Raw genomic sequence first — 21,314 nt, forward strand, 5'->3', positions numbered from 1 at the left:
CAATATTTGTTTTATTTCAACTTAAAATAGAATGTTTATTTCATATACAGTGGTTGGGAATTAGTCATGTACTCACAGCGAGAGGTTCAGGATGGAGACGGTAGCGAATTTTATTCACGGCGAATGTGTCACTGGTGCAGGCCAGCGCCTTCAGGCGATCTTTAACCCCGCCACGGGCGAGCAAATTCGTCAGGTGGTGATGAGCACGGCGCAGGAAACGGAAAGCGCCATTGCGGTAGCGCAGCAGGCATTTGGCACATGGTCAAAGCAATCGCCGCTGAAACGCGCGCGTGTCATGTTCCGGTTTAAAGCGCTGCTGGAGCAGAACATGGAAATGCTGGCCCGAGTTATCAGCGAAGAACATGGCAAGGTCTATTCCGATGCGGTAGGGGAAGTGACGCGCGGGCTGGAAGTGGTGGAGTTTGCCTGCGGCATTCCGCATTTGCAAAAAGGGGAGCACTCGGCGAATGTCGGCACCGGCGTTGACAGCCACTCACTGATGCAGCCGCTGGGCGTTTGCGTTGGGATCACGCCGTTTAACTTCCCGGCGATGGTGCCGATGTGGATGTTCCCGATAGCCCTGGCGACGGGGAACACGTTCGTGCTGAAGCCGTCGGAAAAAGATCCCTCGCTGGCGGTGGCGCTGGCGAAATTGCTGAAAGAGGCGGGGTTGCCGGATGGCGTGTTTAACGTTGTACAAGGCGATAAAGAAGCCGTGGACGTGCTGTTGACCGACTCGCGCGTACAGGCCGTGAGTTTTGTTGGGTCAACGCCGATTGCTGAGTACATCTATCAGACGGCCTCGGCACACGGTAAACGCTGTCAGGCGCTGGGCGGCGCGAAAAACCACTGCATTCTGATGCCGGATGCCGATATGGAGATGGCGACAAACGCCATTATGGGGGCAGCCTACGGTGCGGCGGGCGAGCGCTGCATGGCGCTCTCTGTGGTGCTGGCGGTCGGAGACCACACGGCGGATGATCTTTGCGCCCGCCTTGAGAAACAAATTGCCGCGCTGCGTGTCGGTCCGGGGCTGGATCAGACGCCGGAAAATGAAATGGGGCCGTTAATCTCTGCTGCGCACCGCAGCAAAGTGCTGAGCTATATTGACAGCGGCGAAGCGCAGGGCGCGACGCTGCGGGTGGATGGTCGCGGCTTTAGCGTCAAAGACCACCCGCAGGGCTATTTTGTCGGGCCGACTCTTTTCGATAACGTCACGCCTGAGATGACTATCTATAAAGAGGAAATCTTCGGTCCGGTGCTGGCTATCGTGCGAGTGGCGGATTACGCCCACGCAATTGACCTGATCAATCGCCATGAATACGGTAACGGAACGGCCATCTTTACCCGCGACGGCGGTTGCGCACGGCGCTTTAGCGAAGAGGTTCAGGCGGGGATGGTGGGGATTAATGTGCCGATTCCGGTTCCGATGGCGTTTCATAGCTTCGGCGGCTGGAAGCGTTCCATTTTTGGTCCGCTCAACGTGCATGGCAACGACGGCGTGCGTTTCTATACTCGCATGAAAACGGTCACCGCGCGCTGGCCTGAAATGCAGCAAGACAGCGCCGCCGCCTTCTCCATGCCGACACTGGGCTGACAGGGGGATTTATGAAAACCGAACGTATGACCATGGCGCAGGCCCTGATCAGGTTCCTCAACCAACAGTATGTCTGCGTCGATGGCCAGGAGATGGCCTTCGTCGAAGGCGTCGCCACCATCTTCGGCCACGGCAACGTGCTCGGGATTGGCCAGGCGCTGGAGGAGGATGCCGGGCATCTGCAAGTGCATCAGGGGTGCAATGAGCAGGGGATCGCGCACATGGCGACGGGATTCGCCAAACAGCATCGGCGTCAGCGTATCTACGCGGTGACGTCATCGGTGGGACCGGGGGCGGCAAACATGGTCACCGCCGCCGCGACGGCCACCGCGAACCGTATCCCGCTGTTGCTGCTGCCGGGCGACATTTATGCCAGCCGCCAGCCGGACCCGGTGTTACAACAAATTGAGCAATATCATGATCTCAGCATCAGCACCAACGACTGTTTTCGTCCCGTTTCGCGCTACTGGGACCGTATCAATCGCCCGGAACAGTTGATGAGCGCTATGCTGAGCGCCATGAGGGTCCTGACCGATCCGGCGAATACCGGTGCCGTCACGATCTGTCTGCCGCAGGACGTGCAGGGCGAAGCCTGGGATTATCCGCTGAGTTTCTTTGCGCGTCGTGTTCACCACATTGAAAGACGACCGCCCGATCCGCAACGGCTTGAGCAGGCGCGTGCGCTGATTGCCCGTAAACAGCGTCCTCTGGTGGTGTGTGGCGGAGGGGTGCGTTACTCCGCCGCTCACGAGGCGTTTCGCCAGTTTGTCGAAACGCTGCAATTGCCGTTTGCGGAAACCCAGGCCGGAAAAGGGGCGCTGACGAGCGATCACCCGCTGAATCTTGGCGGCGTTGGGGTGACGGGCGGGCTGGCGGCGAATCAACTGGCGCCTCAGGCCGATCTGGTGATTGGTATTGGCACCCGCCTGACCGATTTCACTACCGGATCCAAAGCGCTGTTTTCACATCCGGAAGTGGAGTTCCTCCTGCTGAACGTCGCGGAGTTCGATGCGTTGAAACTGGATGCGACGGCGCTGGTGGCCGATGCCCGTGCCGGGATGACGGCGCTGACGGAGCGTCTTCAGGATTATCGTAGCGACTGGGGGAGCGAGGTGGCGCAGGCGAAAGCAGCCTGGCATGAGGAGTGTTCTCGCCTGTGGTCACGCGAGTGGCAAGCGGACGAGGCGCCTGAAATTGCCGGACATCTCGATGCGCAACTGGCGGAGTACAGCAAGGCGCTTAACACGCGCATGACACAGACACGGGTTCTCGGGCTTATCAACCAGCATATTGAGGACGATGCCATTGTCGTGGGGGCGGCAGGATCGCTACCGGGAGATTTACAGCGTATCTGGCAGGTGAAAACCCCCGACAGTTATCACCTCGAATACGGTTACTCCTGTATGGGGTATGAGATTGCCGCCGCGCTGGGGGCAAAGCTGGCGAAACCCCAGCAGCCGGTCTATGCGATGGTGGGCGACGGCTCGTACATGATGCTACATTCCGAGCTGCAAACGGCGGTACAGGAAGGGGTGAAAATCACCATTCTGCTCTTTGATAATGCCGGGTTCGGCTGTATCAATAATTTGCAGATGGGGCATGGTATGGGCAGTTTTGGCACCGAGAATCGTCAGCGTAACCCGCAAACCGGGCTGCTGGATGGCCCGCTGGTGCAGGTCGATTTTGCGCAAAACGCCGAAAGTTACGGTTGCAGGGCGTGGCGGGTAAACGACGAACAGAGCCTGCTGGCGGCGCTGGAAGCCTCGCGTGCGCACCCCGGACCCACACTGCTGGACATCAAAGTGCTGCCGAAAACCATGACCCATGATTACGGGTCATGGTGGCGAACCGGCGACGCACAGGTGGCGGAGTCGCCACAGGTGCGCCATGCCGCAGAACAAACGCAGTCACAGTTGAAGAACGCCCGCCAATATTAAGCTATCAATAGCGCCCCTGGCACATCGTCAGAGGCGCTATCTCTCATCCGATTTTTACTTCAATGAAATTTCTATTCCATTCTTTCTTTCGCCAATTCTGATGAAAATGTTGTGAGACTGATAACAAAACCAGCCTCAAATATCAGCAAAGTGTTAACTTGTGCGCAAAAAACATAATTTTCACTATTCTTGAAAATGAAATAAATGTTTTATTCATGAGGTCGTTAGTTCACAGCATTCACCAACACCGGGAGCCGTTATGTTTAACATTGCTTTACTGGGAGCTGGCCGAATCGGCCAGGTACATGCCGCTAACATCGCAACCCACAAAGAGACCACCCTCTGGTCAGTCGTTGATCCGAATGACGCCTTTGCTTCTCGCCTGGCCACACAATACCAGGCACGGGTGCAAAGCATCGACGAGGCGATGGCCGATCCCAATGTCCACGCTGTCCTGATCGCTTCTGCCACCGACACTCACGCCGATCTAATCGAATTGGCCGCGCGTCACGACAAAGCCATCTTCTGTGAAAAACCCGTACACCTTGACCTTGCCCGTGTGCGCGACTGTCTGAAAGTGGTGAGAGAGTACAACGTACCGTTGTTCATCGGTTTCAACCGCCGCTTCGACCCGCAGTTTCGCCGGGTGAAAACCGACGCGCAGGATGGGCGCATCGGCAAGCCGGAATCCCTGCTGATCATCTCCCGCGACCCTTCGCCACCACCGGCGGAATACGTCCGTGTTTCCGGTGGGATGTTCCGCGATATGACCATTCATGATTTTGATATGGCGCGCTTCGTGATGGGCGAAGAGCCGGTTTCGGTCTACGCCCAGGGCAGTAATCTGGTCGATCCGGCCATTGGCGAGGCGGGCGATATCGACACCGCGTTCATCGTCCTCAAGTATGCCTCCGGCGCGATGGCTACCATCGTCAACAGCCGTCGCTCATCCTACGGCTACGACCAGCGTCTGGAACTGCACGGTTCCGAAGGGTTGCTGACCGCTGGCAACATCCTTGAAAACCAGGTGCAGCATTTTGGACCGAACGGTTGCGTCAGTGCGCTGCCGGAGCATTTCTTTCTGCAGCGTTACACCGCCGCGTATGCCGCCGAGTGGGAACATTTTGTTGCCGTTCTGCGTGGCGAAGCGGTGCCGGAGTGCAGTGGCGATGACGGCGAACGCGCACTGTACCTGGCCGATAAAGCGCTGGAATCGTTGCACAGCCAACGTGAAGTCTTCCTCTGATTTACCTGATAACAACACACCCTACACAGAGAGACATAACAATGAAAAAGCTGATTCTAGCCGCCCTCATCGCAGTAGCATCCGGGGCGGCGATGGCCGAAAACGAACAGATTGTCTTTAGTACCCCAAACCTGGCGATGCCGTTTGAAGTTCACATGCAGCGTACCGCGGTAAAAGCGGCGAAAGAGATGGGCGTCAATCTACAGGTGCTGGACGGCCAGGGAAGTTCGCCGAAACAGGTCGCTGACCTCGAAAACGCCATTACCCGTGGTGCGCAAGGGTTCATCGTCTCCCCGAATGACGTCAACGCCGTTTCCAGCGCCGTGGATGAAATTCAGGACGCAAAACTGCCGATCGTCACCCTTGATCGCTCGGTAGATAGCCAGAAAAAAGTCCCTCACTTTGGTGCCAACAACTACAAAGGCGGCGAGGCGTTGGGTGATTTTGTGAAGAGCAAATTCCCCAATGGGGCGGACATCATTCTGCTAACGGGCCAGCCAGGCTCCTCCTCCAATATCGAACGTACGAAAGGCATTCGCGACAGTCTGAAGGCGGGCGGTGAGAAGTACCGCATCGTGGCTGACCAGACGGGTAACTGGATGCGTTCTGAAGGGATGCGCATTGTCGAAAGCGTGCTGCCTTCGCTGCCGAAGCGTCCGCAAGTGATCCTCTCGGCCAACGACGACATGGCGCTGGGGGCGATTGAAGCATTGCAGTCGCAGGGTGTGAAACCTGGCGAGATTCTGGTCACCGGCTTTGACGCGGTGCCGGAAGCGCTGGAAAGGGTACGTGACGGCTGGATGGCGGTGACGGCGGATCAGCGTCCTGGATTTGCGGTACAGACGGCGATGAGTCAGCTGGTGGCGAGCGTGCGTGAGAAAAAAGCCATCACCGGCGCGGATTATCCGCCGACGTTGATCACCAAAGAGAACCTGCAACAGGCTGAGCGTATCGGCGAAGCCGGTGGTAACTGATTTACTCCGGGCCGTCGCTGATGCGTCGGCCCGCAATAAAGAAGGAGCAGACTGATGTCGCAACCTTTACTGAATGTTACCGAGCTGACGAAGAGTTTTTCTGGCGTCTGGGCGTTGAGTAACGCGCAACTCACGGTGGGGCGGGGTGAAATCCATGCGCTGCTCGGTGAGAACGGCGCGGGAAAATCCACGCTGCTCAAAGCCCTGGCAGGGGCACAACCACAGACGAGTGGTGAGATCTGGTTTAACGGTGAAACACTGCCGGTGGAGGACTCCCCGGTAGAGCGGCAAAACAAGGGCATTATCACGATTTATCAGGAGTTTAACCTGCTGCCCAACATGACCGTTGCCGAAAATATGTTCCTCGGGCGCGAACCGCGCAAACACAATTTGATCGTCAATGAGAAAGCGGTGAACCAGGAAGCGCAGGTCATTCTGGACTACCTGCAGCTCAATATCGCCCCCACGACAGCGGTCGCTCGCCTGAGCGTGGCGCAACAACAGATGGTGGAGATCGCCCGCGCGCTGACGCTGAATGCAAAGCTTATCATTATGGACGAACCCTCTGCGGCGTTAAGCGACAGCGAAGTGGAAAGCCTGCACCGCGTGGTGCGGGAACTCAAAGGACGGGGAGTGAGCATTATTTATGTGACTCATCGTCTGCACGAAGTGTTTCAGCTCTGCGATCGCTTCACGGTATTCCAGGATGGTCGTTTTACCGGTACAGGCGCGGTAGCGGAAACCAACGTTGAGCAACTGATCCGCCTGATGGTGGGGCGTGATGTGGCGTTTAATCGACGCCCGGCCAGTGAAACCCATCATCAGGACAAACCGATTCGGCTGGCTATAAAGGGATTGTGCCGTGAAAAGCCGCCGCTGGACCCGCATGGTATTGCGCTGCATGACATCAGTTTTCACGTGCATTCTGGTGAAGTGTTAGGGATTGCCGGGCTGGTTGGCGCCGGGCGCACCGAAGTGGCGCGTTGTCTGTTTGGCGCAGACGCATTCACCTCGGGGTCGTTCGAGCTGGACGGTGAAGTGTACCAGCCCCGTGATCCGATGTACGCCCTGGACAAGGGCATTGCGCTGGTGCCGGAAGATCGCAAAAAAGAGGGCGCGGTTCTCGGGCTGTCTATCCGCGACAACCTGTCGCTTTCCAGTCTCTCTTCGCTGCTGAGCTGGCGCTTTTTCGTCAACACCCGCAAAGAGGATGCGTTGATCGAATCCTACCGTCTGGCATTACAGATCAAGATGGTGAACAGCGAGCAAGAGGTCCGCAAGCTTTCCGGCGGCAATCAGCAAAAAGTGATCCTGGCGCGCTGCATGGCGCTCAATCCCCGCGTGTTGATCGTTGATGAACCGACGCGCGGTATCGATGTCGGCACCAAATCAGAAGTCCATCAGGTGCTGTTTGATATGGCTAAACAAGGTGTGGCGGTGATTGTGATCTCTTCCGATCTGCCCGAGGTAATGGCGGTTTCTGACCGGATCATCACCCTGAGCGAAGGCCGGGTAACCGGTGAAATCCACGGCGACGACGCGACCGAAGAGCGGCTCATGATGATGATGGCCATCAACCACAACGCCCTGAACGCGGCATAACGGAGTTTCTCATGACGCAGATGATTACCAAACCGCAAACCCCAACCAAAAGTGCCGGGCGCATCGATGCGATCGCGTTTTTCGAGCGTTTCGGGGTGCTGATTTTCATGTTTTTGCTGCTGATATTCTTCCAGACGCAAAACAGTAACTTTCTCTCCGAACGCAATATTTTCAACATCCTGACTGAAGTCTCCATCTACGGAATTATGGCCGTCGGTATGACGTTCGTGATCCTGACGGCTGGAATCGATCTCTCCGTGGGGTCGATTCTGGCGGTCTGCGCCATGACGGCCGCCTGGGTGATTAAAGGCGACAACTTCACGACGGTCGACCCCAATGCCTGGGGCGGCATGAGCTGGCTGATCGGCCTCGGCATCTGTCTGGCGATGGGCACCGTGATTGGCTTTCTGCATGGTCTCGGCGTCACCCGTCTGCGCCTGCCGCCGTTTATCGTCACGCTCGGCGGGATGACTATCTGGCGTGGTCTGACGCTGGTGATTAACGACGGTGCGCCCATCGCCGGGTTTGACGCAGGCTATCGCTGGTGGGGCCGTGGCGAACTGCTGGGCATCTCAATACCGATCTGGATATTTGCGCTGGTGGCGGTTGGCGGTTACCTGGCGCTGCATAAAACACGCTGGGGACGCTTCGTCTACGCCATCGGCGGCAATCCGGAAGCGGCGCGCCTGGCTGGGGTAAACGTTAAGCGGGTACTGGTCAGCGTGTACGTGCTGATTGGCTGCCTGGCGGGACTGGCGGGCTTTGTGCTCAGCGCCCGTTTAGGCAGTGCGGAAGCCGTGGCGGGGATCACTTTTGAGCTGCGCGTCATCGCGTCGGTGGTGATCGGCGGCACCTCGCTGATGGGCGGTTACGGACGTATCGGCGGCACGATTATCGGTTCGATCATTATGGGGATTCTGATTAATGGTCTGGTGCTGATGAACGTCTCCGCGTACTACCAACAAATTATTACCGGGCTGATTATCGTGCTGGCGGTTGCCTTTGACACTTATGCCAAGAGTCGTCGCGGCGCACTGTGAGGGATTAACAATGAAACAAGTACGGATTGGATTAATTGGTACAGGGTATATCGGCAAAGCGCATGCCATTGCCTATGCCCAGGCGTCGACCGTGTTCAACCTGCGTGGCCAACTGGTGCGCGAAATGGTGGCGGAAGTGACGCCGGAACTGGCGGCAGAGCGGGCGCAGGCGTTTGGTTTCCGGCGCTCAACCGGGGACTGGCGTGCGCTGGTGGCCGATCCAGACATTGATGTTGTGGATATCTGCTCACCCAACCATTTGCATAAAGAGATGGCGCTGGAAGCCATCCGCCACGGCAAGCACGTCTATTCGGAAAAACCGCTGGCGCTGAACGCCCGCGACGCCCACGACATGGTGGAGGCCGCAAAACGGGCCGGTGTGAAAACGCTGGTGGGGTTCAACTATATGAAGAACCCGACGGCGGCGCTGGCAAAGGAGATCATCGCGCGCGGAGAAATCGGCGAGGTTATCCATTTTTACGGTACCCACAACGAAGACTACATGGCGGACCCGCTGGCGCCCATTCACTGGCACTGCTTTAAGGAAACGGCGGGGCTGGGGGCGCTTGGCGATCTGGCGGCGCATATCGTCAATATGGCGCACTACATGGTGGGGGATATCCGCGAGGTGTGCGGCGACCTGAAGATCGTGGTGCCGGAGCGCCCGGCGCAGACCGGTTCATCGCAAATGGTCGCGGTGGAAAACGAAGATCAGGCGCATGCGATGGTGCGTTTTGCCAGCGGCGCGCAGGGCGTGATTGAAACCTCCCGCGTCGCCTGTGGGCGCAAGATGGGGCTGTCGTATGTCATCACCGGCACCAAAGGGGCGATCAGTTTTACCCAGGAGCGAATGGCGGAGCTGAAACTGTATCTGCACGACGATCCGGTCAATCGCCAGGGATTCCGTACGCTGCTGGTGGGGCCTTCGCATCCGGACTACGCCGCGTTTTGTATGGGGGCGGGTCATGGCATCGGCTTTAACGATCAAAAAACGGTGGAAGTTCGCGATCTGGTCGACGGGATCGCCGCCGATGTGCCGATGTGGCCGGACTTTGAAGAGGGCTGGAAAGTGTCGCGCGTGTTGGATGCCATTGCGCTTTCGCATCAGGAAGGCCGCTGGCTGAATGTGAACGATATTGTCTGACGAGGTATCAACGTGGAAAAGCAGTTTGATGTGATATGCATGGGCCGGGTTGCGGTTGATCTCTACAGTCAGCAAATCGGTGCCCGACTTGAGGATGTGTCAAGTTTTGCCAAATACCTCGGCGGTTCCTCCGGGAACGTGGCTTATGGCACTGCACGCCAGGGGCTGCGCTCTTCGATGCTGGCGCGGGTGGGCGACGAGCACATGGGGCGCTTCCTGCGCGAAGAACTCAACGGGGTCGGCTGCGATACCCGCCATATGATCACCGATAAAGAACGTCTGACCGCACTGGTGTTACTCGGCATTAAAGACCGGGACACTTTTCCTCTTATTTTTTATCGCGATAATTGCGCGGACATGGCGATTACCGCCAGCGATGTTGATGAGCAGTACATTGCTTCATCCCGCTGTCTTGCCATCACCGGGACGCATCTTTCTCATCCGCATACCCGTGAAGCGGTACTGACGGCACTGACCTACGCGCGCTGCCACGGGGTGCGTACGGTGCTGGATATCGACTATCGCCCGGTCCTGTGGGGGCTGACCGCCCTGGGCGACGGCGAAACGCGCTTTATTGCCGCAGAACAGGTGACCCGCGAACTGCAGGCGGTGCTCCATTTGTTCGACGTGATTGTCGGTACTGAAGAGGAGTTCCATATTGCGGGCGGCAGCATCGACACGTTGCAGGCATTAGCGCAGGTGCGCAAGGTGAGCGCGGCAACGCTGGTCTGTAAGCGCGGGGCGCTGGGCTGTTCGGTTTATACCGATGCCATTCCGCCTTCGCTGGACGACGGCCTGACGGTGACCGGCGTGCGTGTGGAGGTGCTGAACGTACTGGGCGCGGGCGATGCGTTTATGTCCGGGTTGCTGCGTGGGTATCTCAATGACGAGGGGTGGGAGCAGGCTTGCCGTTACGCTAACGCCTGCGGTGCGCTGGTGGTCTCTCGCCACGGCTGTGCGCCGGCAATGCCGAGCAAAATCGAACTGGATGATTATCTTTCACGCGCGGAACAAGTGCCGCGTCCAGACCTTGATCCGCGCCTTAACCATCTACATCGCGTCACCACCCGCCGCCGTGAGTGGCCGGAACTGTGTGTGATGGCCTTCGATCACCGTAGCCAGCTCGAAGAGATGGCGATGCAGTGCGGCGCTTCCCTGAAGCGTATTCCAACCCTGAAGACCCTGATTCTGCAAGCCAGCCGAGAGGCGGCGAACAGCGCGGGGCTGGAAGGAAAAGCGGGGCTGCTGTGTGACGGCACGTTTGGTCAGGACGCACTGAACGCGATTACCGGCGAAGGCTGGTGGATTGGCCGCCCCATTGAATTACCGGGGTCGAGACCGCTGGAGATGGAACACGGCAACATTGGCACTCAGCTCATCAGTTGGCCGCAGGAACATGTGGTGAAGTGCCTGGTCTTTTTCCATCCGGAAGATGCGCACGGGCTGCGTCTGGAGCAGGAACAGAAAATTGCTGAGGTGTATCACGCCTGCTGTCAGTCCGGGCATGAATTGCTACTGGAAGTGATCCTGCCTGTGGGGATGCCGCGCAGTGACGATTTGTATCTGCGCGCCATTTCCCGCTTCTACAATCTCGGCATTTATCCCGACTGGTGGAAGCTGCCACCGCTCTCCAGTGAAGGCTGGACAGCGCTCGGCGACATTATTGAACGACGCGATCCGCACTGTCGCGGCGTGGTGATCCTCGGGCTGGACGCCCCTGCAGAACAACTGCGGGCGGACTTCAAGGCCGCCGTTGGACAACCGCTGGTAAAAGGGTTCGCCGTCGGGCGGACGCTGTTTGGCGAAGCCTCCCGCGCGTGGCTGAAACATGACATTGATGATGCGCAACTGGTGGCGCGCATTCGGGATAACTACCTGCAGCTGATCGCCTGGTGGCGTGAGCGCGGGCAGGCATAACCTAAGGAGAATACGATGGCTGTGCAATTAGGTATTAACCCACTGACATGGACCAATGATGATTTACCTTCACTGGGGGCGGAAACGCCGCTCGAGACGTGCCTGAGCGAAGGGAAAGAGGCGGGGTTCGAAGGTTTTGAACTGGGCAACAAATTCCCGCGTGAAGCGGGGGTGTTGGGGCCGATTCTCAACCAACACGATGTGAAACTGGTGTCAGGCTGGTATTCCGGTCGCCTGCTGGAGCGGAGCGTTGAAGAGGAGATCGCCGCCGTTCAGCCGCACCTGACGTTACTGCGCGAACTGGGCGCAAACGTGATGGTTTTCGCCGAGGTGAGTGGCTGTATTCATGGCGAACAGCAGACGCCGGTGCATCTGCGTCCGCGCTTCCCACAGGAGCGTTGGGCGGAGTATGGCGAGAAGCTGACCGAGTTCGCCCGTTATACCCAACAGCAGGGGGTGCAGATTGCCTATCATCACCATATGGGGACGGTGATTGAGTCGGCGGAAGATGTGGACAATCTGATGACTCACACTGGCAATGAAGTCGGCCTGTTACTGGATACGGGGCACCTGACATTTGCGGGCGAAAACCCGCTGGCGGTCGCGCAGCGCTGGGCGGCGCGTATCAACCATGTCCACTGCAAAGACGTGCGCGCCGACGTACTGGCGGATGTGAAAAACCGCAAAACCAGCTTCCTGGATGCGGTGCTGAGCGGCGTCTTTACGGTGCCGGGCGACGGCAGTGTCGACTATGCGCCGATTATGCAACTGCTAAAACAACACAACTACCAGGGATGGCTGGTGGTAGAGGCAGAACAGGATCCGGCGGTTGCGCATCCGCTGACTTACGCACGGCTGGGATATAACAATCTGAGTCGTCTGGCGCGGGATGCCGGGCTGCTCTGAGGAGGCGAGATGTCACGTTTACTATCGCGCTGGCAAACACCGGACGCGCAGGGGCGAACGCAGTCAGTGACCCCTGCGCGGGCGGGCTGGGGATACGTCGGTTTCGAGGCCTTTGAACTGGAGGCAGGGCAGCAACTGAATCTGCCTGCCGTTGCAGAGGAGCGCTGTCTGGTACTGGTGGCTGGACGCGCCAGCATCAGTACGCCGACCGCGGAGTTTTCCGATATTGGCGAGCGGATGAGTCCCTTTGAGCGCATCAAGCCCTGGGCGGTGTATGTGACGCCAGGGGAGACCGTGTGCGTACACGCGCTGACGAAACTGGAACTGGCAGTCTGCGCCGCACCGGGTCAGGGCAACTGGCCGACGCGACTGATTGCTCCACAGGATATTGATGCAGAGGCGCGCGGCAAAGGGAATAACCAGCGTTACGTTCACAATATTCTGCCGGAAGATAAGTCTGCCGACAGTCTGTTGGTGGTAGAGGTGTGGACCAACGAAGGGTGTACCAGCTCATACCCGAGCCATAAGCACGATACTGATAATCCGCCGCAGGAAACGTACCTGGAGGAGACGTATTACCACCGCCTCAATCCGGAACAGGGATTTTGCATGCAGCGGGTTTATACCGACGATCGGTCACTCGATGAATGTATGGCAGTCTACAACCGCGATGTGGTGATGGTGCCAAAAGGCTATCATCCGGTAGCCACCATGGCGGGGTACGACAGCTATTACCTGAACGTGATGGCCGGGCCGGTGCGCAAATGGTGCTTCACGTGGGAGGATGACCACGCGTGGATTAACAAAACGTACCCCGCTGATTAAGAGGGTTGTGGCGGCAGTGGTTAGGGGTACTGCCGCCCGTTTTGGGGATGATCTTTGAATTGACGCGAAACAACAGGCGGTGATTTTTGATAAAACAAAAACAGACTCTATTTGGTTAATCCTGAACTAATCGCTGTGTGGTTTGATACAATATTATCTGACATCGTCATGGTCGTCTTTCTCATCATCATTTCCCTCTTGAAATTCCTTTTCCTTCTATGATGCGTTTTTTGGGGCTATTTTCCCAGGATGCTAACGTATAAAGAAATAATTTATATTCGGTAAAGTGTCGGGCTTAGTAAAATGATTTAACTCTGACCCAAAAACAGGTTTTATCCCCTTAAAGATGGCAGCAAAGATGTATTCGTCCATTTTTCTGCAATTCAACGTGACGATTTCCGAACGCTTAATGAAAATCAGGACGTTGAATTTTCGGTAGAACAGGGCCCTAAAGGTCCTGCGGCAGTCAATGTCGTGGCGCTCTGAGGTAACTGATATTTCTAGCCATATTCACTTCTGGTGTCCATGTTGTCATGGTTCACAATACAGAACATCGACTTTCGATGTCACTGAACGCAATCCCTTCGGCGCCAAATGTATTTTTTGCAAGTCGACAATGATGACATTCGATCATGTCGCGTTGTACATTCGTTCCGGTCAGGCTCCATGAGATTTCAGAAAATAATGCGTATTGGTTCCCACTGCGGAGCCATATTTGATTTCAGTATGATGACAGATGCCTGTCGCCGATCCCTAAACTTTTTTGCCTAAAAAATGAGCGCATTCAGTTTTCGGGATTATTGAATGTTTAAGTAAGATAGCTTATAAATATCTGTGCCTTACAGGCAAACTGAAATCATTAACCTTGCTGGCGCGTTGCTGCCTTTACAAACCAGAAGAGGTCAACAGTGAACATTGAAGACGTAAAAAGAAAAACAGAAGCGGATATATCGGAATTTATCACCAAAAAAATAGTGGAGCTGAAAAAGAAGACCGGAAAAGAAGTCTCTGATATTCAGTTTACCGCTCGTGAGAAGATGACCGGTCTTGAAAGCTATGACGTTAAGATTAAACTAATTTAATCCTGTATTGTATTCCGAAACGTTATTTATATAAAACATCACTTTTCTCTGAAGTGATGTTTTTTTTGTTTTGCGTTGCAAGCGATTTAACCACCTCGTGATACGATAAAGCTCAATCATTGAAAGGTTAATCATCGTCTCATTTTTCGCTTGTGCAATGAAATTCATTGGTGGCGCTACTGCAACGACCGTTACTTGCCCGGCGTGTTGCCTCAAGTCTTCCCAGCCCGCAGGCTGGGTTAATCTATTAGCTGGCGTTTTCGCAACCAGGTAAACTGCGGTCAATAATCAGATTACCCTCGACGCGTAAGCCGATTTTGCCGAACAGAAAGGCGTGATTTAATTGAGTGACCACCACATCGGTCAAACCAACAGCGCACTTGTCTTTCTCAATAGCGCGATCTGCTGCTGTTTTAACGTTTGGGATCCCCGTAGGGAATATGATTACCGGGTAGCTATCTTCCGCTATTACCCGATTTCCTTTGTAGAAATGCCCACCGTTCAGGTTGTAATTCTTGGTACTTGCGACAGTGAGATCCGCAACGCGCACAGTACAGCCTGACAATAAAAGCGCGCCCAGCGCTACCGCAATGATTTTTTTCATGTTTTGCTTCCATTGGTTGTATCCGGCGGCATTTTATCATGGGGATAACCCTCATCAACCGGTTGATTTCTGTTGCCAGAGTGATTAGGCGTATTCTGATGCGTGGAGATTAACGGGTGAAATGAGGTGCATTGCTGGATTATGCTTTGTAGCGGATTTATGGATAAGAAAGACCGACAATATGAGAATTAATCAACTTTGCTATAGCTTACTGGTACTCTCGTTGATCGCCAGCTATTACATATTTCATTCGTTCTGGGTGTGGTTGTTGCTGGCCAATACATTAACTGTTTTGCTCTATGGCGCTGATAAATATGCTGCACGTAGCGGCTGGCAGCGCGTGCCAGAAAAGACGCTGCTGCTCTTTGGCCTTGTCGGTGGATGGCCTGGTGGGGTTATCGCACAGCAGTTGTTCCGCCATAAAACCCAGAAACAGCCGTTCAAAACCTGGTTTGCGCTGAGTGTGATTGTGAATGTGGTCGTGCTGGTAGGTCTGCTGTATCAAAGTGAATGGCTTGAACAAATAACAACTCTGTGAGAGTGGTATCCATTTCATGCTCAGAAATAGACGCGGTCAGAACGGGCTGGCATGACGAGCGGTGATCTTCTCCAGGCTAATGGGATGAACAAAATGCAACTCACTGGCGTGCAACATCAGCCGTGGTGTCCGCTCGGTGCCTGGCAGCAGGCGCCCGCCATACAGGTCGCAGCCCAAAATGGGGTGGCCCAATTGCTGGCAGTGGATGCGGAGTTGATGAGTACGCCCGGTCTCCGGGGTTAGCTGTACCCGCGTCACTGGCAGTTGTTTGTGATAAAAGCGTTCAATGACCCGATAGCGGGAGCGCGCGGGCTTGCCGTGGAGTGCGCAAATCGACATCAGCGGGAACAGCGCCGGGTCTTTGGCAATCGCCGCGTCGATGACGCCTTCATTGTCGCTCAGATGTCCGCATAGCAGTGCGCTGTACTCTTTGGTCACTGTGCGCTGACTAAACTGCTGGCAGAGTGCGGCATTGGTAGCCTTATTACGGGCAATCACCATCAGTCCGGACGTCCCGAAATCAAGGCGGTGGACGAGGGTGCAACCGGGGAATATCTGTACCAGCCGATGATGTACCGAATCGATATTTTGTGGATTTTTCCCCGAGAGACTGAGCAACCCTGAGGGTTTATTGATAAGGAGCAGGTGCTCGTCCTGATAGAGTATTTCTATCTTGTCATGGCACTGCGGGGCAATAAAGGTATCGGAGATCGTAGACATCAGGCTGCCCGGATGGTGAGTGAGGGCGGATAGTAACGAATTTTCAGCCGACAGGCGAATCTTCAGTTTAGAGGGGGGCGACGGAATATCGGTTTTATTATGTGCGTTTATCCAGCTCAGCAGTGAGTTTTAGAATTTCATCCTGAATGTATTTTCGCCGCTGTTTACATAAAAAACGCGAAGGGATAACCCTCTCAATCAGGGTCGGTTTTCTGCTGACATAATGCGAGACGAGTGTTTTGACATCTTCCTCTGACCAGCAATCGATAACAGGAGTGGGGTTATACAGGAGATTTGTCTGCAAGGCGGGAGCGACTTCCTCATCGAGAATAGTAAAGATCTCTTCCCGACTTAGCCCGGACTCCTTCAGCACCTGTGCCATCCACTGGTAGTCATAGTCCTGGAGTTCGCGCCAGGTAAAAAGTTCAGATAACGCATACCAGACCGGGACGCGCTTAATCAGTTCGGCTTCGCTAAGGCGCATCGATATTTTCCCTAACATGTTCCAGACCTGTTGCATGCGACTCTCTGTCGTACGTTGTGAACCATTTACGTCAGTGAGTCGGCCAATACTGCGATACAAGACAGTCTATTGTATCACTGCCATGTGATGTCTGTTTTAAACCGAGGGAGATAAGATATACATGAATTAAAAAACCGCCTCAGGTGAGCAGGCGGGTTTTTGTTGCAATAACTCAGGAGTGCGCAGCCGTATATCGATAGCTCAGGGAGAATAACCAGAGCTCGACTTACAGTTCGATTTTGCAGGCCTTAATGAATTTATTGACAGATTTTTTGGCAAACGAGACAGAACCAGAGCCTGATGAGAGCTGATTTCCCTGGCTATCCATATCGCCAATTAAAAAATCTTTTGTGGAGGTTTGAGTCTGTAACTGCCGTAGAAGCGTCATAATTTTATCTTTCTCAGTGCTGGTAAGCGCGATAGATTCCGGGCTTCTTCTTATCAATGTCGTATTCAAGGCGACTGGCTGGTTATCATCAATTTTGATGAGCGTCTGATAACGCCCTTTTCCTGTGATAACCGTGTTTCTATCTGCTTCAACCTGACTGATAGCTAACTTCCCTTCCGAACAATCAAATACAACCGACTGATTTTCATTCGATATTTCTCCGATGAGCTCCGCTTTTTTGCCAGAGGAGAATATATCGTTCTCGACAACCGTTTTCCATGATGCCTGTGCAACGGGTAAGTATGTAAATGAAAATAAACTTATAAGCACTATTTTTCTTAACATTTAAGACGCCTTTTTTTGGTTGTCTGGCGGTTCGCGTAACCTGTTTCCGCAGTAGAGTAGAGAGTATTTAGGGTATTGAGGCCTGCATACCGGGGGCATTTTAATCAATGTATTGGACATTATTTTGCTTTTAAGTGGCTTACCGAAGCGGTTGCTAACCCAACACATCAGACCCGCGATAAACAGCGGGGATATAACGGTGCTGGCTGTGACAACACCTGAGGTCTGTGGGGTCAGTTTGAGGTGGTGGGAGGGGCGCAAGGAACGGTTTATTATTAAACCCACAGTCGTAAACCAACTCCATGCTGTGAGGGCGTTATCGCCGCTTTTTAAATATTAAGAATTAAAAACTGTGATTATGTGTATTGTTGGGTCTGGATATGTAAATTAATGTCGTGATAAATAGATTTAATATTAAAAGTGTACCAGTTAATCTATTTTGATATTTTTATTAGTGTGGCTTAACGTAATTGTTAATTACAGGTGTAGAGATTGATCGCACGCATCGCTAATAAATGCACTTGCATTGTGATTATTATCTGTCCTGCCTGAATAGCCTCTCTTTTAGGTAACAGGTAAGAAAATTGTGGGATAGCATCATTATTCCGGTTTTTGCGGATTTTTTATCCTTAAGTTCAGTTGTATAGCGCATTTGATTTATCGTTCCTGACCACAGTTTTGCCGCAGAAAAACGTTATACCGCCACTAGCTCAGTGGGTCAGAGCCGGTAACAGATAAGTTGCTGGAGCGGGGTTCGAGGCCCCGGTGGCGGACCAACATCTATTGCAACCCGAAACCTGCAGTTCATCACTGAGCATTTCAGCTTCCATTGTTCAATAATGTGTTTGGATTATTCCATTCAGGTTTGCTTTGAATCACTTTGGTCACTTGTTCAATCAAAACAATAAACGAAAACAAGGTGTTCAACTTACAAAGCTTGTTTTTATAAAGGATGTGCAATTTATTATTATCCATCAATTTGACGGGAATATTACATCATTGGTCTCCGTGCCAGGGGGAATTGTGCTGGTTGCATCTGTCCTGGTTCAGTATTTCGTAACAGGAGCGGGTTGAGCAAGAATATCTCAACCCGCTCATCAGTATCTCCGGGAGGATTCTGGGAATAATCGTTGTACCTTCAGCGCTCACTTATGGCGAGGGTTGAAGGCATGACGATATATCCTGTTAGCCAAAGCGGCTTAAGCCGAAGCAGTCACATACCGAGTGCCAAAGCCCGTCCAGCGGGGAATAATGGCAAAGATGATGGCTATCACCAGGCATGACAGGTTAAACAGCACATACGGTGCGTAATCCAACGTCGCTACACCGAGGGTTTTCGCCATAAACATCCCGGATATTGTCCACGGAAACAGCCCTTCCAGCAGCGTGGCACCAGACTCCATGGCGCGTGACATGTTGACCATATGGAGATTTTTCTCCTTGTAACAGGGGTCATACATACTTTTGACGATAAAGAAGCTGATCACCGCGTTGCCGGTACAGGCAACCAGAAGCGAACTGGTGCATATGGTTGCCAGAACCGTTCGCGTGATGGTGTTGAGCTTCTTTACCAGCTTTCTGAGAATGACGGCCAGTGCGCCCGAGACGTCCAGCGCCGAGGCAAACATAAATGCGCACAGCATCACCACAATCGGGCCAGTCATCGAGTACATCCCGCCCCGGTTCAGCAACACATTTATATTCCTTGCTGTAGCCTCATCCAGCATGACCGCCTGTAATCCGGGCAGCATGTCCGATTTAAAGCCGTTGATGGCTGCGCTGATAATGTCGGTGAGCGTGATGTCCTGAAACAACACCGCCAGCACGATGCTGGACAGGGCCGAGGCAACCAGCACAATCACCGAGTCCCATTTTTTGATAGCGCCAACAAAAACCAGCAGCGCCGGGCTGAGCAGCAACGGATTCAGCCAGAACAACTGCGACAGTGCCGATTTCATCACCGCAATCGCCGTCATTTGTGCGCCGGTGCCGCCGTGGAGGTGGCTGCCCAGGGCATAAAACCCGCAGCAGGCAATGACAAAAGCGGGCAGGGCGGTATAGAGCATATTGCGGATACTCTGGTACAGATCAGCCCCGGCGGCAATGGCGGCCATATTGGTGGTGTCGGAGAGCGGCGAGAGCTTGTCGCCGAAGTAAGCCCCTGAAATCACCGCTCCGGCGGTAACCGGCAGAGACACGTCCATCGCCGAGGCGACCGCCTTAGCGCCACACCGATGGTGCCCGCCGTTCCCCATGAAGTGCCGGTAAACGTGGAAATACAGACGGTGACCAGAAACGCGGTCAGATACAGGTACGCCGGATTGATGGCGGCCAGCCCGTAATGCACCATCAGTGGAATGGTGCCGGAAACCATCCAGCAACCGATCAGCATCCCGATGGACAACAAGATAAGGATGGCAGGCACCGCATCCTTGATTTTCCCGACCAGCGATTTCATGACGTCTGCCCAGCTTCCGCCGTAGTAACGGGCGTAGAAACAGGTGACGATAGTGATGCAGATTAACGTGAATTCGACCGGGTAATTCAGCAGGCCGATACCGGTGGCAAAGATAAAAAATATCACTGCCAACAGGCCGAGCGCGGAACCGAATGACGGCTCTTTCCGGGTATCCATCATTCCTCTCCTTTAGACAGAACCGCGATGGCGCTGAAGGCCGCGTCCAGATCGGCAATCAACAGTGCCGGGCTTTCCTGACCGATGGACAAGCGAATCAGGCCGGAGGCGATGTTATCGGCAACGAGCGCTGACGTGTTGTAGCCCCGGTTGGGGGAAATAATCAGGCTTTCGTACCCGCCCCAACTACAGCCGACCTTAAACACCCGGCAGGCGTCGATAAACCGCTTCACCGTTTCGAAATTCCCGCCGCGGATTTCAAAAGAGAAGAGACCGGAGAAGCCGTACATCTGCCGCCGGATAATGACCTGCTGCTCCGGGGTCGCCATGCTGGGATGGCGAATATTCTCCACTTCCTGGCGGGTTTTCAGGTACTCAATCACCTGCAACGTATTTTCCTGATGGCGCGGCATCCGCACCGGCAGCGTGCGCAGCCCACGTAAGAGCAACCAGGCGGCGAAGGGGGACAGTACCGCGCCCAGCAACTGATGGGAGAAGTCACGGATCGCGGTCATTCGTTGGTGAGACGTAATCACCGCGCCGGCGATTAAATCGCTGTGACCACCGAGATATTTGGTACAGGAGTGAATGACGATATCAAAGCCAAGCGTCAATGGCTTCTGGAACAGCGGCGTGGCCCAGGTGTTATCGATAACGGTGGTGATGTTATGCGCCCTGGCAAGCGCGGCAATGGCCGTCAGGTCGACGATATTCATCGTCATGGTGCCGGGCGATTCAGTGTAAATCATCCGGGTGTCGGGGGTAATTTTGCTGGCAATGCTCTCCAGAGTACCATCCAGCACAATATCGTATTTCACAGCGAATTTTTCCGCCATCTGCCGGACTAACGCCTGAGTCGGACCGTAAACGTTGTTGACCAGAATGATGTGATCATGGCTGTTGAGGTTCGCCATCAACACCGCGCTGATGGCGCCCATTCCCGAAGCAAAGCAGCGGCAGGTCTCGCCGCGTTCGAGTTTTGCCAGCTTATCCTCCACCATCTGTACCGTTGGATTTAATCCACGCGAGTAAATATAGCGCTCGGCTTCATATTGCATATCATCGCAGTAGGCCTGGTAGTTTTTCTGCACAAACAAACTGGTCTGAATAATGGGCGCGCTGACTGCACCAAAGTAGCGTTCATGCGGTTCATCCAACCCGGAACAGGCCAGATTATCGTCAGTGACAAAATCATCGTTATTGAGAAACATTTTGCTGATTTCCATCGTTAATTCCCTTATGTGTGACGCATGGCAGGCCGGACGACGCAAAAGCGTGCTCGCAAGCGTCG

At 54.4% G+C, this 21,314-nt stretch carries 21 protein-coding genes, 1 tRNA gene and 1 pseudogene; 16 read left to right on the plus strand and 7 right to left on the minus strand.

Annotated features, from left to right (window positions below):
* Positions 1 to 91: 91 nt before the first annotated feature.
* From CJP72_RS18915 to CJP72_RS18980, 14 genes and pseudogenes are all read left to right on the plus strand, one after another.
* Positions 92 to 1,597 carry a CoA-acylating methylmalonate-semialdehyde dehydrogenase gene (locus CJP72_RS18915; RefSeq protein ID WP_162382873.1) on the plus strand — a complete coding sequence of 502 codons (1,506 nt, stop codon included), beginning with the start codon at positions 92 to 94 and terminating at the stop codon, positions 1,595 to 1,597.
* An 11-nt stretch (positions 1,598 to 1,608) separates the two neighbouring features.
* Positions 1,609 to 3,534, plus strand: coding sequence for a 3D-(3,5/4)-trihydroxycyclohexane-1,2-dione acylhydrolase (decyclizing) (iolD, locus tag CJP72_RS18920; RefSeq protein WP_162382874.1), 1,926 nt, complete (start codon positions 1,609 to 1,611; stop codon positions 3,532 to 3,534).
* 259 nt (positions 3,535 to 3,793) lie between these two features.
* Complete coding sequence (gene iolG, locus CJP72_RS18925; RefSeq protein WP_162382875.1) at positions 3,794 to 4,780, plus strand: inositol 2-dehydrogenase; 987 nt, start codon at positions 3,794 to 3,796, stop codon at positions 4,778 to 4,780.
* Positions 4,781 to 4,821: 41 nt separating this feature from the next.
* Positions 4,822 to 5,754 carry a substrate-binding domain-containing protein gene (locus CJP72_RS18930; protein ID WP_162382876.1) on the plus strand — a complete coding sequence of 311 codons (933 nt, stop codon included), beginning with the start codon at positions 4,822 to 4,824 and terminating at the stop codon, positions 5,752 to 5,754.
* A 54-nt stretch (positions 5,755 to 5,808) separates the two neighbouring features.
* On the plus strand, positions 5,809 to 7,356 hold the full coding sequence (locus CJP72_RS18935) for a sugar ABC transporter ATP-binding protein (RefSeq protein ID WP_162382877.1): 1,548 nt from the start codon (positions 5,809 to 5,811) through the stop codon (positions 7,354 to 7,356).
* Between the two features lie 11 nt (positions 7,357 to 7,367).
* The gene (locus tag CJP72_RS18940) at positions 7,368 to 8,396 is read left to right on the plus strand and encodes an ABC transporter permease (protein WP_162382878.1); all 1,029 of its coding nucleotides are present in this window, start codon (positions 7,368 to 7,370) and stop codon (positions 8,394 to 8,396) included.
* 10 nt (positions 8,397 to 8,406) lie between these two features.
* Positions 8,407 to 9,540 carry a Gfo/Idh/MocA family protein gene (locus CJP72_RS18945; protein WP_162382879.1) on the plus strand — a complete coding sequence of 378 codons (1,134 nt, stop codon included), beginning with the start codon at positions 8,407 to 8,409 and terminating at the stop codon, positions 9,538 to 9,540.
* A gap of 12 nt (positions 9,541 to 9,552) precedes the next feature.
* A complete protein-coding gene (locus tag CJP72_RS18950; protein WP_162382880.1) occupies positions 9,553 to 11,457 on the plus strand; it encodes a bifunctional 5-dehydro-2-deoxygluconokinase/5-dehydro-2-deoxyphosphogluconate aldolase in 1,905 nt (634 codons plus the stop codon).
* 15 nt (positions 11,458 to 11,472) lie between these two features.
* Entirely contained in the window at positions 11,473 to 12,363 is an 891-nt protein-coding gene (iolE, locus tag CJP72_RS18955; RefSeq protein WP_162382881.1) for a myo-inosose-2 dehydratase, read from the plus strand.
* A 9-nt stretch (positions 12,364 to 12,372) separates the two neighbouring features.
* On the plus strand, positions 12,373 to 13,188 hold the full coding sequence (iolB, locus tag CJP72_RS18960) for a 5-deoxy-glucuronate isomerase (protein ID WP_162382882.1): 816 nt from the start codon (positions 12,373 to 12,375) through the stop codon (positions 13,186 to 13,188).
* Between the two features lie 274 nt (positions 13,189 to 13,462).
* Positions 13,463 to 13,674, plus strand: a pseudogene (locus CJP72_RS18965) (cold shock domain-containing protein).
* A 10-nt stretch (positions 13,675 to 13,684) separates the two neighbouring features.
* A complete protein-coding gene (gene ymcF, locus CJP72_RS18970) occupies positions 13,685 to 13,858 on the plus strand; it encodes a cold shock small protein YmcF (protein ID WP_162382901.1) in 174 nt (57 codons plus the stop codon).
* 180 nt (positions 13,859 to 14,038) lie between these two features.
* Complete coding sequence (locus CJP72_RS26370) at positions 14,039 to 14,107, plus strand: hypothetical protein (RefSeq protein ID WP_446714979.1); 69 nt, start codon at positions 14,039 to 14,041, stop codon at positions 14,105 to 14,107.
* A complete protein-coding gene (locus tag CJP72_RS18980; RefSeq protein WP_162382883.1) occupies positions 14,097 to 14,270 on the plus strand; it encodes a GnsA/GnsB family addiction module toxin in 174 nt (57 codons plus the stop codon). Before CJP72_RS26370 ends, CJP72_RS18980 begins: the two co-directional genes overlap by 11 nt.
* 247 nt (positions 14,271 to 14,517) lie before the next feature.
* Here the strand turns inward: CJP72_RS18980 and CJP72_RS18985 are convergent, their stop codons facing one another.
* The gene (locus CJP72_RS18985) at positions 14,518 to 14,874 is read right to left on the minus strand and encodes a lipoprotein (protein WP_162382884.1); all 357 of its coding nucleotides are present in this window, start codon (positions 14,872 to 14,874) and stop codon (positions 14,518 to 14,520) included.
* A 181-nt stretch (positions 14,875 to 15,055) separates the two neighbouring features.
* Here CJP72_RS18985 and CJP72_RS18990 point away from each other — a divergent pair, with 181 nt between their 5' ends.
* Positions 15,056 to 15,412 (plus strand): DUF1294 domain-containing protein, encoded by a 357-nt coding sequence (locus CJP72_RS18990; protein ID WP_162382885.1) that lies wholly within the window; start codon positions 15,056 to 15,058, stop codon positions 15,410 to 15,412.
* 36 nt (positions 15,413 to 15,448) lie between these two features.
* Here CJP72_RS18990 and CJP72_RS18995 read toward each other — a convergent pair whose 3' ends face one another.
* From CJP72_RS18995 to CJP72_RS19005, 3 genes are all read right to left on the minus strand, one after another.
* A complete protein-coding gene (locus tag CJP72_RS18995; protein ID WP_162382886.1) occupies positions 15,449 to 16,132 on the minus strand; it encodes an RluA family pseudouridine synthase in 684 nt (227 codons plus the stop codon).
* Positions 16,133 to 16,229: 97 nt separating this feature from the next.
* Entirely contained in the window at positions 16,230 to 16,616 is a 387-nt protein-coding gene (locus tag CJP72_RS19000; RefSeq protein WP_162382903.1) for a DUF7079 family protein, read from the minus strand.
* 265 nt (positions 16,617 to 16,881) lie between these two features.
* A complete protein-coding gene (locus tag CJP72_RS19005) occupies positions 16,882 to 17,388 on the minus strand; it encodes a hypothetical protein (protein WP_162382887.1) in 507 nt (168 codons plus the stop codon).
* 699 nt (positions 17,389 to 18,087) lie between these two features.
* Between CJP72_RS19005 and CJP72_RS19010 the strand changes: the two genes are divergently transcribed.
* Positions 18,088 to 18,164 (plus strand) — tRNA-OTHER (locus CJP72_RS19010).
* A 423-nt stretch (positions 18,165 to 18,587) separates the two neighbouring features.
* On the opposite strand, the gene CJP72_RS19015 is transcribed toward CJP72_RS19010, so the two are convergent.
* Genes CJP72_RS19015 through CJP72_RS19020 form a run of 3 tightly spaced genes read right to left on the minus strand, consistent with a single transcriptional unit; the run spans position 18,588 to position 21,249 of the window.
* Entirely contained in the window at positions 18,588 to 19,592 is a 1,005-nt protein-coding gene (locus CJP72_RS19015) for a Na+/H+ antiporter NhaC family protein (protein ID WP_238340114.1), read from the minus strand.
* Entirely contained in the window at positions 19,556 to 20,026 is a 471-nt protein-coding gene (locus tag CJP72_RS25625) for a hypothetical protein (RefSeq protein ID WP_238340115.1), read from the minus strand. Before CJP72_RS25625 ends, CJP72_RS19015 begins: the two co-directional genes overlap by 37 nt.
* Positions 20,023 to 21,249: a trans-sulfuration enzyme family protein gene (locus CJP72_RS19020; protein WP_162382888.1), complete on the minus strand. Its 1,227-nt coding sequence runs from the start codon at positions 21,247 to 21,249 to the stop codon at positions 20,023 to 20,025. Before CJP72_RS19020 ends, CJP72_RS25625 begins: the two co-directional genes overlap by 4 nt.
* Between the last annotated feature and the right edge of the window lie 65 nt (positions 21,250 to 21,314).

It is taken from the genome of Citrobacter sp. NCU1 (assembly GCF_010231475.1).
In the GTDB taxonomy this organism is placed as follows: domain Bacteria; phylum Pseudomonadota; class Gammaproteobacteria; order Enterobacterales; family Enterobacteriaceae; genus Citrobacter_D.

What these genes read in the sequence shown, in the direction of transcription:
- CJP72_RS18985 (WP_162382884.1), bottom strand. Translation starts at nt 14,874, where the DNA reads ATGAAAAAAATCATTGCGGTAGCGCTGGGCGCGCTTTTATTGTCAGGC.
- CJP72_RS18915 (WP_162382873.1), top strand. Translation starts at nt 92, where the DNA reads ATGGAGACGGTAGCGAATTTTATTCACGGCGAATGTGTCACTGGTGCA.
- CJP72_RS19015 (WP_238340114.1), bottom strand. Translation starts at nt 19,592, where the DNA reads ATGGACGTGTCTCTGCCGGTTACCGCCGGAGCGGTGATTTCAGGGGCT.
- CJP72_RS19020 (WP_162382888.1), bottom strand. Translation starts at nt 21,249, where the DNA reads ATGGAAATCAGCAAAATGTTTCTCAATAACGATGATTTTGTCACTGAC.
- CJP72_RS18930 (WP_162382876.1), top strand. Translation starts at nt 4,822, where the DNA reads ATGAAAAAGCTGATTCTAGCCGCCCTCATCGCAGTAGCATCCGGGGCG.
- CJP72_RS18995 (WP_162382886.1), bottom strand. Translation starts at nt 16,132, where the DNA reads ATGTCTACGATCTCCGATACCTTTATTGCCCCGCAGTGCCATGACAAG.
- iolD (WP_162382874.1), top strand. Translation starts at nt 1,609, where the DNA reads ATGAAAACCGAACGTATGACCATGGCGCAGGCCCTGATCAGGTTCCTC.
- CJP72_RS19005 (WP_162382887.1), bottom strand. Translation starts at nt 17,388, where the DNA reads ATGTTAAGAAAAATAGTGCTTATAAGTTTATTTTCATTTACATACTTA.
- iolB (WP_162382882.1), top strand. Translation starts at nt 12,373, where the DNA reads ATGTCACGTTTACTATCGCGCTGGCAAACACCGGACGCGCAGGGGCGA.
- CJP72_RS25625 (WP_238340115.1), bottom strand. Translation starts at nt 20,026, where the DNA reads ATGATGGATACCCGGAAAGAGCCGTCATTCGGTTCCGCGCTCGGCCTG.
- iolG (WP_162382875.1), top strand. Translation starts at nt 3,794, where the DNA reads ATGTTTAACATTGCTTTACTGGGAGCTGGCCGAATCGGCCAGGTACAT.
- CJP72_RS18945 (WP_162382879.1), top strand. Translation starts at nt 8,407, where the DNA reads ATGAAACAAGTACGGATTGGATTAATTGGTACAGGGTATATCGGCAAA.
- CJP72_RS18990 (WP_162382885.1), top strand. Translation starts at nt 15,056, where the DNA reads ATGAGAATTAATCAACTTTGCTATAGCTTACTGGTACTCTCGTTGATC.
- iolE (WP_162382881.1), top strand. Translation starts at nt 11,473, where the DNA reads ATGGCTGTGCAATTAGGTATTAACCCACTGACATGGACCAATGATGAT.
- CJP72_RS18935 (WP_162382877.1), top strand. Translation starts at nt 5,809, where the DNA reads ATGTCGCAACCTTTACTGAATGTTACCGAGCTGACGAAGAGTTTTTCT.
- CJP72_RS19000 (WP_162382903.1), bottom strand. Translation starts at nt 16,616, where the DNA reads ATGCGCCTTAGCGAAGCCGAACTGATTAAGCGCGTCCCGGTCTGGTAT.
- CJP72_RS18940 (WP_162382878.1), top strand. Translation starts at nt 7,368, where the DNA reads ATGACGCAGATGATTACCAAACCGCAAACCCCAACCAAAAGTGCCGGG.